This is a genomic window from Flavobacterium rhamnosi (assembly GCF_048286515.1).
Lineage (GTDB): Bacteria > Bacteroidota > Bacteroidia > Flavobacteriales > Flavobacteriaceae > Flavobacterium.
Genome location: NZ_JBLVPS010000009.1, coordinates 50,144 through 62,885 on the forward strand (window position 1 = coordinate 50,144; position 12,742 = coordinate 62,885).

Below are 12,742 nucleotides of genomic sequence, written 5' to 3' on the forward strand. Positions count from 1 at the left end.
TCTACGCCATCTATAGTGCCATCATGAAACTTGGTAGCAGGAATTCTCGTAATAGCAGATACTGCGGAGATATTCCATCCGTAACCCGCCATGCCGTTACCGCCTTGGCTATTATAGCCCAGGCTTATTTGAGGAGTAACTCCATTAATACCTGGAGGAACCATAATAGGGATGTTGTAAGTAGCAGCTCCAGAAAGCTAAACAGACAATTGCCCTTCGGTAGTCCCAACCTCGGTAGAAGTTCCTGTGGGGATTGTTGAAGCTGCAGACTGCATCTCAGGCATTACATTAAAATCGCTGGTAGTATTCGATGTTTTTTGTACCGGGGTATCTGTTCTTTTAATTGGAATTAATCCTTCAACTGGCGTTCCTCCTAAATCTTGTGCAGAAACAAAAAAGGAGAATCCTAGCAAGAATAAACTATAGTAAAAATGCTTCATATCTTATTTTTTAATGATTTTAATCGTTTTTTGTTCGCCGTTTTTATAAAATAATATAACAGCATAAACTCCAGAGGGGTATCCTTGAAAAGGAATGTTTTGTGTATTATTTTTCTCTAGTCCAGAATATGATTTTAGCAATTGCCCACTCAAGCCATATACTTGTATAGAAGTAACCAAATCATCCCCCATAAGTTCCCATTTAAGATACAATTCTTCCTTTACGGGATTGGGGTAATAGGATATAACATCTTCAGGGAAGAACTTTTGCAAATCTTCTTCTTTCAGTGCTACTATTTCTTTGGGTTTAACACTAGTTGTTTTAGAAGTCGTGCAATTAAGACACAGACTTCTTTGGATTTGATTGCCAGCATTATCGTAGGTGAATATAATTCTGTCTTGAGCTTGAGCATTATACATAAAGCAGCCTAGCAACAGCAATAAGGTAAAGGTTTTGTTCATTTTTTTTAGTTTTTTGGGGTATAATCCTCAAAACTAATCTTCCAAAACGCCATTAACAATACCCAACACCAACTCTTAATGATATTTTAACCTCATCTTAAAGTCATTTACCAAACGAACCAAAAAAACTATTGACGTGCAATTGAATCTAAAATCAAGGTAGATACATTAAAAACTCTTGTTGATTTAGATATCATATTTCCTCCGTTCATTACGATTCTACTAAGTATTAGAAAAAAGGATTACTAAAGTTATGAATTGCACTTTGTCCTAGAAGAAATAAGTCGAATACTAATTTTGGATATTCTGGTGCAAAGGTCGCCACAATTCCGCTGCAAACTTGACACCCTTCTATCTAACTTATTATAAGGAATTATATAATATACTGATTTTCCCAATAATACATTGCCTAATTCTTCAGAGAAACCATCTATTCAGTTGTTTTTAAGTTATACCTAATTCTTCAAATGAAATGTTTGAGTTTTTCATCATTCGTTTGACGGCAGCTATGCGTTTTTGTTTAACCAGCCCTTCGTAAATCTCGTTTTGTATTGGCTGATAGGCTTGCTTTTTCACGGCCATGTTCCAGATGATAACGGCGAGCTTTCTAGCTGTTGCTGTGATGGCTGCGGCTCTTCCTTTTTTATAAGCGACCCTTTTGAAAAATGATGTAAGATTTCCAACTTTGATGCGGTCGATTGAATTGGCAGCATTTCTTAAGGATAATGCAAACTTGTTGGCTCCTTTGGGTGTGCGGCTACTTATTATTTTACCTCCACTTATACGGTTATTTGGGGCAAGCCTTAAATAGGATGTAAATTGCTTGGCGGTTTTAAATTTAGATAAATCTAGTCCAATTTCAGTAATCAAAGTCATAATTGTATTAGTGCCGATTCCTTCAATAGCAAATAAATCAACACCATAGTAATTGTAACTTAACCAAGAAAGGTCAAATTTTGGTTGGTTCCTTCCTTTGAGCTGTTTTTTAGCAAGATCTATTTGTTGTTTGTCATTGTATGGATTGGGTAGAAACGATTTTAATAGGGCTTCAATCTTTTGATCGCACTTTTGCATTTTTAGTTGGAAGGTTTTATAAATATCATAACAGTCTTCCAATTCATAAAGCAGTTCGTCGCTCCATTGTCCTTGCAAAGCATCCGCTATTTCCTGCTTTGATTTTCTAACCCGAGGATCGGTTAATTGAGATAATACCAGCCCATTGCGCTCTCCTTGCGGAATGGATTCTATTATAGCTGTACCAGTTTTACCGACTATATCACCTAAAACAACATCTAATTGTAAATTCATCAGCCGAAGTGATTTTTGCATTTTGTTTATCATTGCTGCAGCATTTGCTTGGATTGAAGACCGGTGGCGATGCAGCACCCGCAGTCTGGCAGTTTGTTCAGAAGGTAAAAAACATCCTCTGAGCAGGCCTAATGAATGAAGTTTTTGTATCCATTGGCAATCTTTAACATCAGTTTTTGCTCGTACATTTTTAGTCTGGTATCCAGAAACTAATATGACTTCATAACCAGAGCGTTGTAATTCAAAAAACAGTGTCTGCCAATAACTTCCAGTACTTTCCATAGCGATGGTTGTGATGCCTTTATATTTCAAAAATGAAATCATTTCAGCGTGGTTCGCTGAATAAACCCCGAATTCTCGCACATCTTCTGGATTCTGTCCTACTGCTACAAAATGGCTTCTTGAGCCAACATCAATCCCCGCTGCATGGAGATTAATGACTTGCATTTTTTCTGTCTTTTTCATGATAAAAAATTTAAGTGAAAATTTGAAAAAAAGCAGCAGGAAATGTACTTTTGAACTAACATTATTCTATACGGGATCCTTCTAGGAAGGTCACCAATTGGTTCTTCAAAGCCCCGACTACTCAATATAGTTGGGGTTTATACATTTCAACCAGAATTCCGGCAGGGATAGTATTCACCATTGGGGTGCTAGGTTTTACCGCTGCAATAGTAAAGTTAGCTATTTGGTTCTACTTTTTGTATGTATTTGAATTCCGGAGCAAAGTGAAGATTCTTTTTATCTAAAGTGTAATTTCATCTACCCTTTTAATGGTTCGAATTTTAGATGCCGAATTGCTTTTGAAACTACTCTTTTTATAAAAATATAACTTTATTTGATTTTTTTATAGTAATAATGAGGATAAAATAACAATAAAACACTACAAATCAACAACTTAAAAAAGGTTCGAATCCTATTACCTATCATAAAAGGACATGTCGAACCAATTGTAATAAAAACGAAAAAGTACAATTGTAATTGACTGATATACATAATCTTATAAAATAAGTACCTAAGAATTCATTTACTTAAAATAATAAGATTAAAAAAATTGTAGAAATGCGATAATGAAACAAAAACAAATTAAACAACTAAAGATCAACTTTTAAAAATAAAAAAACCGACAAATATATAAAAGTATATTTTGTCGGTTTTGTGAAGGCAGAAGGATTCGAACCTTCGACCGCCTGCTTAGAAGGCAGGTGCTCTATCCAGCTGAGCTATGCCTCCATTGCTCATTTAAAAAATATAGTCGGGGTGGCAGGATTCGAACCTGCGGCCTCCTGCTCCCAAAGCAGGCGCGATAACCGAGCTACGCTACACCCCGAAGTGCAAAAAATTAAGCGGAGGGACAGGGACTCGAACCCTGGCACCGATTGCTCGATGACAGTTTAGCAAACTGCTCCATTACCACTCTGGCACCCCTCCAAGCTCAAAGAAACGTGTCCTGTTTTGCGGTTGCAAATTTAAGACATCTTTAGACTTCTCACAACTATTTTAGGTCTTTTTTTTAAACTTTTTTATCATTTTTACAAAAACACTTCACAATCAAACATATAGAATCAAAATAAATTTAAAAAAAGATATTGATCTAATCTAAATTTGAAATTGTTCAAAAAAGATTAAATTTGCTTCATAAACCAACATTTTATAAGTTATGAACAAAAGAGTTGTTATCGTTTCTGCCGTTAGGACACCTATCGGAAGTTTTATGGGGGGATTATCTACAGTTACTGCTCCAAGATTAGGTGCGGTAGCTATAAAAGGTGCATTGGACAAAATAAAATTAGATCCAAGTTTAGTTGATGAAGTATTTATGGGAAACGTAGTTCAGGCTGGCGTAGGACAAGCTCCTGCCCGTCAAGCGGCTCTATTTGCCGGTTTACCAAATACCGTTGCTTGCACCACAATAAATAAAGTTTGTGCTTCTGGAATGAAAGCTGTTATGATGGGTGCGCAGGCAATCCAATGTGGCGATGCAGAAATTGTAGTCGCTGGCGGAATGGAGAACATGAGTTTAATTCCACATTATTTGCATTTGAGAAACGGAACTAAATTTGGTCCTGCAACAATGATAGACGGAATGCAGAAAGACGGACTAACTGATGCTTATGATAACAGCGCTATGGGAGTGTGTGCTGACTTATGTGCCGCAGAATATAACTTTACCCGTGAAGATCAAGATAACTTCGCAATTCAATCGTATGAGCGTAGTGCAAAAGCTTGGGATTCTGGAAAATTTGATAATGAAATAGTTCCGGTAGCCGTTCCTCAAAGAAAAGGAGATCCAATCATAGTTTCTAAAGACGAAGAATTCACAAACGTAAAGTTAGACAAAATACCATCATTAAGCCCTGTTTTCACTAAAGACGGAACTGTAACGGCAGCCAATGCATCAACAATAAATGATGGCGCTGCAGCTGTAATATTAATGAGTGAAGAAAAAGCAATAGCACTAGGACTAAAACCTCTAGCATATATAAATGGGTATGCTGATGCAGCTCAGGAACCAAAATGGTTCACAACAACCCCATCAAAAGCAATTCCGAAAGCATTGAAAAAAGCCGGAATAGCAATTAGCGATGTTGATTATTTCGAATTTAATGAAGCATTTGCAGTGGTAGGTCTGGCTAATTCAAAAATTCTGGAATTAGATGACAGTAAAGTCAATGTAAATGGTGGTGCGGTATCCTTAGGGCATCCCCTAGGATGCTCCGGAGTAAGAATCATTGTTACCTTATTAAATGTTTTAGAGCAAAACAACGGTAAAATTGGTGCTGCTGCAATTTGCAATGGCGGTGGCGGTGCTTCGGCAATTGTTATCGAAAGAGCCTAAATAAACATAGTTATGGGTTATAAGTTCAAAACTTTGTAACCCATACTTCTTAACTCGTAAATTAACCTGAATGTTCGGAATTTGTAATCTAGCCATAATCCCACTTCGCTTTGAACCCAGCGACAGAAGCGAAATTGTTTCTCAAGTTTTATTTGGAGAACATTTTGAAATTTTAGAACAATTGAAACAATGGTCTCGAATCAAAATGCAATACGATGATTACGAAGGCTGGATAGATTCTAAGCAATACCAATTAATTTCCGAATCCAGTTTCAATCAATTATCAGAAGATTCAATAATTCTGAATGCTGATTTAATAGAATACATTACAGCATCAAATAATCTTCTAATACCAATCCCATTAGGTTCATCATTATCATTTCTACATCACAATGATATTAATACATCCTATTTTGAATTTGAAGGAACTAAAATTAGCGGTATCAAACCCAAAGAAGGCTTGATTAACACTTCTTTTCTGTACCTGAATGCTCCGTACCTTTGGGGTGGAAAAACACCTTTTGGCATTGATTGTTCAGGTTTTACACAAATGGTTTATAAACTCAACGGATATCAATTATTACGCGACGCATCGCAACAAGCTACACAAGGAGAACCTTTGAGTTTTATAGAAGAAAGTGAACCTGGCGATTTGGCCTTTTTTGATAACGAAGAAGGCAATATTATACATGTAGGTATTATCATGGCAGACAACCACATTATCCACGCCAGTGGAAAAGTACGAATTGACAGATTAGATCATCTCGGAATTTATAATGCTGAAACAAACAAACACACACACAAACTTAGAGTGATTAAAAAAATCATATAAAAAAACCTATCAAGAAAATATTCGAGATAGGTTTTTTTTAATCCTCTAAAATGAGATTTACATTTTTGCTTTCAGTGCTTTTTTCTTTTCAGTCATTTCTAATGCACCGTAAACATTCAACAGAGTTGCTTTGACCTCATTATTCGATGGATCCAGCTCACTAGCTTTTTCTAAATAAGGTAAAGCATCTAAAAACACAGCTTCTCTTTGTTTTTTAAGAACTAAATAGCGCTTATTATCTTTTTCTGAGTTTCCTAATTTATTCATTTCCTCAAAAAGCTTTTTATCAGCATCTAGCTTTAAAATCGCTAAATTAAGATAAGCATTTACGTAATCCGGTTTGATTTCAATAGCTCTTTTATAATATTTCTCTGCTTCAACAGTGTTATTAGCAGTAGTACTGATCACTCCTAAATTAAAAATTAAATCTGCATCATTAGGATTCTTTTCTAATACTTCTGAAATTAATTTTTTATAGGTAACATAATCTTTAGTCTCTAAATACAGATTAGCTTCTGTCAAAATCAACGAACTGTCATCAGGATTTGCAACTCTTGCCTCAGCAATAGCTTTTTTAGCCTCTTCAGTTTTTCCATTCTGAACTAAAATCAGCGCCATATTTTTATATATCTCTCCTCTTTTTGAAGGAATAGCCTCAGTTCTTGGTTTTTCATGAGTTCCCATTTTCACCAATTTATCTCTTTCTTGAGCTGTTGTAAAAACATCTTCTTCACCGGATATTTTATTCACTGCAAAATAACTAGTTCCTTTTCCAGAATAATTTAAGTTTTTCAACTCATCATACAGCTTAAGTGCAGTATCATATTCTTTAGCATTCACGTAAGTGGATGCCGCATAATACAAATTAATAGTGTCTCTTTTATCTAACGAATAAGCATCGTATAATTTTTTAGCACTATCTAAATGCTTGTCCTCTTTAGAATCTGCGATCGCACTATTGATTAATTTAAATTTTATTTCTGTAATTGAAGTAGCAGCCTGCGTAGAATATTTCACTTTTCCACTAACTTTTTCAACAGCAATTAAATCTTGGTATGCTTTTGCAGCAAGTGAAAGATTTGAACTCGTCTCAACATTTTTATTGGCTAAATCTAATAAAGCATTTCCCTTTACAAAGAAAAATTGCGCTTTTTCAGCATCTGTAGCATTTGTAATCAAAGATTCTGCTCCTTGCAAAATAGTTACTGCTTCTTGAGAATTACCACCTTTCAAGGCTTTCTCAGCGGCTTTAATTTGATCCTTTTGAGCAAAAGTAGCTACTGATATCAATAATGCTGATGCAAGTATTACATATTTACTTTTCATAATATTCCTGTTTTTGTTTAATAATTATTCTTTTTATATCCTTATTTTAAGCTTCATCATCCGAATCTTCGTCTTCAGCATCATCTTCAGCCTCTTCGTCCTCATCATCATCATCGTCGTCATCAGCACCTTCGTCTTCAAGAACTTCTAAAACGGGTTTAACTCTTTCGATTGTTTCCGTTTCTATGATATTACCTTCTTCATCAACAATCACTTCTGCTACATCGTCTTTCATAACTTTTGTAACTGCTGCAATCGAATCATTCCCTTTGATGTTGATTAACTTCACCCCTTGTGTAGCACGTCCCATAACTCTCAAATCTTCAACAGCCATTCTAATGGTCAATCCGGACTTGTTAATAATCATTAAATCATCAGCATCTGTAACTGCATTTATTGAAATAAGCTTACCTGTTTTCTCCGTAATATTTAAGGTTTTAACTCCTTTACCACCACGGTTTGTAATTCTGTATTCGTCAAGGCTTGAACGTTTTCCGTATCCGTTTTCAGCAACAACTAATATTTCGCTGCTCATATCATTTACAGTAACCATGCCAATAACTTCGTCGGTATCATCTTTAAGCGTAATTCCACGAACACCAGATGCTGTTCTTCCCATAGGACGTGTTTTAGTCTCTTCAAAACGAACTAATTTACCTGATTTAACAGCCAGAATAATTTGACTTTCACCATTAGTTAATTTTGCTTCCAATAATTCGTCGCCTTCCTTAATCGTAATTGCCGCAACACCATTTACCCTTGGTTTAGAATATTTCTCCAGAGATGTTTTCTTAACCTGACCTTTTTTAGTCACCATAATCAAATTATGACTTTTAATGTATTCCTGATCTTTTAAATCTTGGGTACAAATAAATGCTTTTACTTTGTCGTCGCTTTCAATATTTACTAAATTCTGAATTGCTCTTCCTTTAGCAGTTTTACTTCCTTCTGGTATTTCATAAACACGCATCCAGAAACATTTTCCTTTTTGGGTAAAGAACATCATGTATTGGTGATTCGTTGCCACAAACATGTGCTCTAAGAAATCTTGATCTCTTGTTCCGGCACTTTTCTGTCCAACTCCTCCTCTATTCTGAGTTTTGTATTCCGTAAGATTAGTACGTTTAATGTAACCTGCATGAGAAATCGTAATTACCACATTTTCATCGGCAATTAAATCTTCAATACTTACGTCGCCACCTGAATATTCGATTATTGAACGACGCGCATCACCATATTTCTCCCGAATTTCTTCCAGCTCTTCTTTTATCAAAGCAGTTCTTAAATTTACGTCCGCCAATAAAGCTCTTAAATGCTCAATTAACTTCATAATTTCGTCATACTCAGCTCTTAACTTATCTTGCTCAAGACCTGTTAATTGACGCAAACGCATTTCTACAATAGCTCTGGACTGAATGTCCGATAATTTGAATCTCTCAATTAATTTCCCTCTTGCCTCTTCTGTGTTTTTCGAAGCTTTAATTAACGCAATTACTTCATCAATATTATCCGAAGCAATAATTAATCCTTCTAAGATGTGTGCTCTTTCTTCCGCTTTACGCAAATCAAACTGCGTTCTACGAATTACTACGTCGTGACGGTGCTCTACAAAATAGTGAATCATTTCTTTCAGATTCAACATTTGAGGACGTCCTTTCACTAATGCAATATTATTGACACTAAAGGATGATTGTAACTGTGTATACTTATAAAGCGTGTTTAAAACTACATTTGGAGTTGCATCACGTTTTAAAATATAAACGATACGCATACCATTCCGATCCGATTCATCACGAATATTTGCAATACCTTCTATTTTTTTATCATTAACCAAATCAGCAGTACGTTTAATCATATCTGCTTTGTTGACCTGATAAGGAATTTCAGTCACAATAATACACTCTCTTCCGTCAACTTCTTCAAAACCGACTTTGGCACGCATTACAATACGTCCTCTACCCGTTTTAAATGCTTCACGAACTCCTTCGTAACCATATATAATACCTCCAGTTGGAAAATCTGGCGCTTTAATATGGTTCATTAATTCATCTATCTCAATCTCATTATTATCAATGTAAGCTAATGTTCCGTTAATTACTTCAGTAAGATTGTGAGGTGGCATATTGGTAGCCATACCTACAGCAATTCCTGTAGCACCATTAATTAATAAAGTAGGTACACGCGTTGGCATTACTTTAGGCTCATATAAAGTGTCGTCAAAGTTCAATTGAAAATCAACTGTTTCTTTTTCGATATCAGCCATTATTTCTTCCGAAATCTTACGCATTCTGGCTTCAGTATAACGCATTGCAGCAGGACTATCTCCATCCACAGAACCAAAGTTACCTTGACCATCTACTAATAAATAACGTAAACTCCATTCTTGAGCCATACGAACCATCGCATCATAAACTGATGTATCACCATGCGGGTGGTACTTACCTAATACCTCTCCGACAATTCTGGCGGATTTTTTATGGGCTTTATTTGAAAAAACTCCTAAATCATACATTCCGTAAAGAACTCTTCGATGTACTGGCTTCAAACCATCTCTAACATCTGGAAGTGCTCTTGATACAATTACCGACATCGAATAATCGATGTAAGCTGATTTCATTTCATCTTCTATGTTAATAGGAATTAACTTTTCTCCTTCAGACATAAGTTGTTATATTAAAAAATTATATTAGTTTCAAAACGTGCCAATATACAGCTTTTTGAAATTTTTTAGCCTATTTCAGCATACTTATTTCGATGATTTATTAACAAATTTTACCTTGGTTTTAGTTAATAAAATTGACGGCTTTTTACCTCTATTTCCCGTTTTTTTTTGTCTATTAGCTGACAGCAGTTGTTAAAGGAACGATTTTTGTTTTTCAACTACTAATTCACTAAATTTACGATATCAAATATATATTATGGATGATAATTTTTCACCAAGAGTAAAAGATGTTATTACCTATAGCAAAGAAGAAGCTTTGCGACTGGGTCATGACTTCATAGGAACTGAACACTTGATGCTAGGTATATTAAGAGACGGAAATGGAAAAGCAATACAAATATTGAACAACCTATCGGTCGATTTAGATCATTTACGCAGAAAGGTAGAAATCCTAAGCCCCGCAAGCCCAAGCGTTGAAGTTAACGTGGAAAAGAAAAATCTACACCTTACACGCCAGGCAGAACGAGCGTTGAAAACCACTTTTCTTGAAGCAAAGGTATTTCATAGCTCGTCAATTAGTACAGCGCATTTATTGTTATGTATTTTAAGAAACGAAAACGATCCAACAACCAAGCTATTGAATAAACTTAAAATTGATTATGACGTAGCTAAAGAACAATATTTAAATATGACCCCAAGCGAAGAAGAATTTTTAGAAAACTTGCCAAGAAGCGAATCATATAATGACGATTCAGGACAAGATGACAGTCTTAAAGAAGGTGCTTTTAATAATCCTGCCAATAAATCAAACAAAAAATCTAAAACACCTGTTTTAGATAATTTTGGTAGAGATTTAACGGAAATGGCCGAAGAAGGAAAGTTAGATCCTGTTGTAGGACGTGAAAAAGAAATCGAACGTGTTTCTCAAATTTTGAGCCGTCGCAAAAAGAACAATCCACTACTTATAGGAGAACCTGGAGTAGGGAAATCAGCTATTGCTGAAGGATTAGCTTTGCGAATTATTCAAAAGAAAGTATCTCGAATCCTTTTCAACAAACGCGTTGTTACGCTAGATTTAGCGAGCCTTGTCGCTGGGACAAAATACCGTGGACAGTTTGAAGAGCGCATGAAAGCAGTAATGAACGAATTAGAAAAGAATGACGACATTATTCTTTTCATAGATGAAATTCATACTATTGTCGGAGCTGGTGGGGCTACAGGCTCATTAGACGCATCCAACATGTTCAAACCTGCATTGGCACGAGGTGAAATTCAATGTATTGGCGCTACCACATTGGATGAATACCGTCAATATATTGAGAAAGATGGTGCATTGGAAAGACGTTTTCAAAAAATAATAGTGGAACCAACATCTGTTGTGGAAACCATTACAATTTTGAACAACATCAAAAACAAATATGAAGACCACCACAATGTTACTTATACGCAAGAAGCAATTGAAGCTTGTGTAAAACTAACTGATAGATATATGTCGGAACGATTCTTGCCGGACAAAGCTATTGATGCGCTGGATGAAGCAGGTTCAAGAGTACACATTACCAATATTGAAGTACCAAAACAGATTTTAGATTTAGAACGTCAATTAGAAGATGTTCGAGAATTGAAAAATGTGGTTGTCAAAAAACAGAAATACGAGGAGGCTGCAAAGTTGCGTGACGACGAAAAACGTATTGAAAAGGACTTAGCAATTGCTCAGGAACAATGGGAAGAAGATGCTAAAAACAATCGAATTGAAGTTACCGAAGACAATGTTGCCGATGTCGTTTCAATGATGACTGGAATTCCAGTAAATCGTATTGCCCAAACTGAAAGTAACAAGTTAGCTAAACTTCCAGAACTAATTGAAGGAAAGGTAATTGGCCAAAAAGAAGCAGTAATGAAAATTGCTCGTTCTATCCAAAGAAATCGTGCCGGATTAAAAGATCCGAACCGACCTATTGGTTCCTTTATCTTCTTAGGACAAACCGGTGTTGGTAAAACGCAATTGGCAAAAGTACTTGCAAAGGAATTATTTGATTCAGAAGATGCACTAATCCGTATTGACATGAGTGAATACATGGAAAAATTTGCAATCTCTCGTTTAGTTGGCGCACCTCCGGGATATGTCGGATATGAAGAAGGCGGACAATTGACAGAGAAAGTAAGAAGAAAACCCTATTGTGTTGTCTTATTGGATGAGATAGAAAAAGCACATCCTGATGTTTTTAATATGCTGTTGCAAGTTCTTGATGATGGTTATTTAACAGATAGTTTAGGCCGAAAAATTGACTTCAAAAACACTATAATTATCATGACTTCAAATGTTGGAGCCAGACAATTAAAAGATTTTGGTCAGGGAGTTGGCTTTGGAACTGCTGCCAAAGTAGCACAGGCCGATGATAATTCGAAAAGCATCATTGAAAATGCATTGAAAAAAACTTTCGCTCCGGAATTCCTTAATAGAATTGATGATGTAATAGTTTTCAACGCTTTAGAGAAACATGATATTGATTTGATTATTGAAATCGAATTGAAAAAATTATATGCTCGTGTTGCAGAATTGGGCTACCAATTAAACCTTTCTGATAAAGCAAAAGCTTTTATCGCCGACAAAGGATTTGATAGACAGTTTGGCGCAAGACCTTTAAAAAGAGCTATTCAGAAATATGTTGAAGATGCACTTGCCGAAGAAATTATCACTTCAAAAATTGCTTCAGGAGATGAAATTTACATGGATATTGAAGACGGAGCCCAAGAACTGACCGTACAAGTTCATAAAGCTGGTGAGCCAACTAATCCCTAAATTCTTATAGAATTACACGAAACAAACCCGTTACGTTTTTATAACATAACGGGTTTATTCTTTATACAAA

General features: G+C 35.6%; 8 protein-coding genes, 3 tRNA genes and 2 pseudogenes. 4 read left to right on the forward strand and 9 right to left on the reverse strand.

The features are described from left to right. Positions 1-56 precede the first annotated feature (56 nt). The 7 genes and pseudogenes from ACNQGN_RS09175 to ACNQGN_RS09205 form a co-directional block, all read right to left on the reverse strand. Positions 57-182: pseudogene (locus ACNQGN_RS09175) on the reverse strand (SpvB/TcaC N-terminal domain-containing protein); the annotation flags it as partial. Between the two features lie 15 nt (positions 183-197). After that, positions 198-440: a hypothetical protein gene (locus ACNQGN_RS09180; protein WP_417987527.1), complete on the reverse strand. Its 243-nt coding sequence runs from the start codon at positions 438-440 to the stop codon at positions 198-200. A 3-nt stretch (positions 441-443) separates the two neighbouring features. Next, on the reverse strand, positions 444-902 hold the full coding sequence (locus ACNQGN_RS09185; protein WP_417987528.1) for a T9SS type A sorting domain-containing protein: 459 nt from the start codon (positions 900-902) through the stop codon (positions 444-446). Between the two features lie 444 nt (positions 903-1,346). Then, entirely contained in the window at positions 1,347-2,675 is a 1,329-nt protein-coding gene (locus ACNQGN_RS09190; RefSeq protein ID WP_417987529.1) for an IS110 family RNA-guided transposase, read from the reverse strand. Between the two features lie 694 nt (positions 2,676-3,369). Next, a tRNA-Arg gene (locus ACNQGN_RS09195) sits at positions 3,370-3,443 on the reverse strand. Between the two features lie 22 nt (positions 3,444-3,465). After that, a tRNA-Pro gene (locus ACNQGN_RS09200) sits at positions 3,466-3,540 on the reverse strand. A gap of 17 nt (positions 3,541-3,557) precedes the next feature. After that, positions 3,558-3,641 (reverse strand) — tRNA-Ser (locus tag ACNQGN_RS09205). 229 nt (positions 3,642-3,870) lie between these two features. Here ACNQGN_RS09205 and ACNQGN_RS09210 point away from each other — a divergent pair. Continuing rightward, on the forward strand, positions 3,871-5,049 hold the full coding sequence (locus ACNQGN_RS09210; RefSeq protein WP_417987530.1) for an acetyl-CoA C-acyltransferase: 1,179 nt from the start codon (positions 3,871-3,873) through the stop codon (positions 5,047-5,049). A 70-nt stretch (positions 5,050-5,119) separates the two neighbouring features. Then, a complete protein-coding gene (locus ACNQGN_RS09215; RefSeq protein WP_417987531.1) occupies positions 5,120-5,881 on the forward strand; it encodes a C40 family peptidase in 762 nt (253 codons plus the stop codon). 57 nt (positions 5,882-5,938) lie between these two features. Here ACNQGN_RS09215 and ACNQGN_RS09220 read toward each other — a convergent pair whose 3' ends face one another. After that, complete coding sequence (locus ACNQGN_RS09220) at positions 5,939-7,207, reverse strand: tetratricopeptide repeat protein (protein WP_417987532.1); 1,269 nt, start codon at positions 7,205-7,207, stop codon at positions 5,939-5,941. A gap of 5 nt (positions 7,208-7,212) precedes the next feature. On the opposite strand from ACNQGN_RS09220, the pseudogene ACNQGN_RS09225 reads away from it, so the two are divergent. Further along, a pseudogene (locus ACNQGN_RS09225) lies at positions 7,213-7,257 on the forward strand (hypothetical protein); the annotation flags it as partial. Here the strand turns inward: ACNQGN_RS09225 and gyrA are convergent. Continuing rightward, positions 7,254-9,869 (reverse strand): DNA gyrase subunit A, encoded by a 2,616-nt coding sequence (gene gyrA / locus ACNQGN_RS09230; protein ID WP_417987533.1) that lies wholly within the window; start codon positions 9,867-9,869, stop codon positions 7,254-7,256. The pseudogene ACNQGN_RS09225 and the gene gyrA overlap by 4 nt on opposite strands. A 256-nt stretch (positions 9,870-10,125) precedes the next feature. On the opposite strand from gyrA, the gene ACNQGN_RS09235 reads away from it, so the two are divergent. Beyond that, the gene (locus ACNQGN_RS09235; protein WP_417987534.1) at positions 10,126-12,672 is read left to right on the forward strand and encodes an ATP-dependent Clp protease ATP-binding subunit; all 2,547 of its coding nucleotides are present in this window, start codon (positions 10,126-10,128) and stop codon (positions 12,670-12,672) included. Positions 12,673-12,742: the final 70 nt, after the last annotated feature.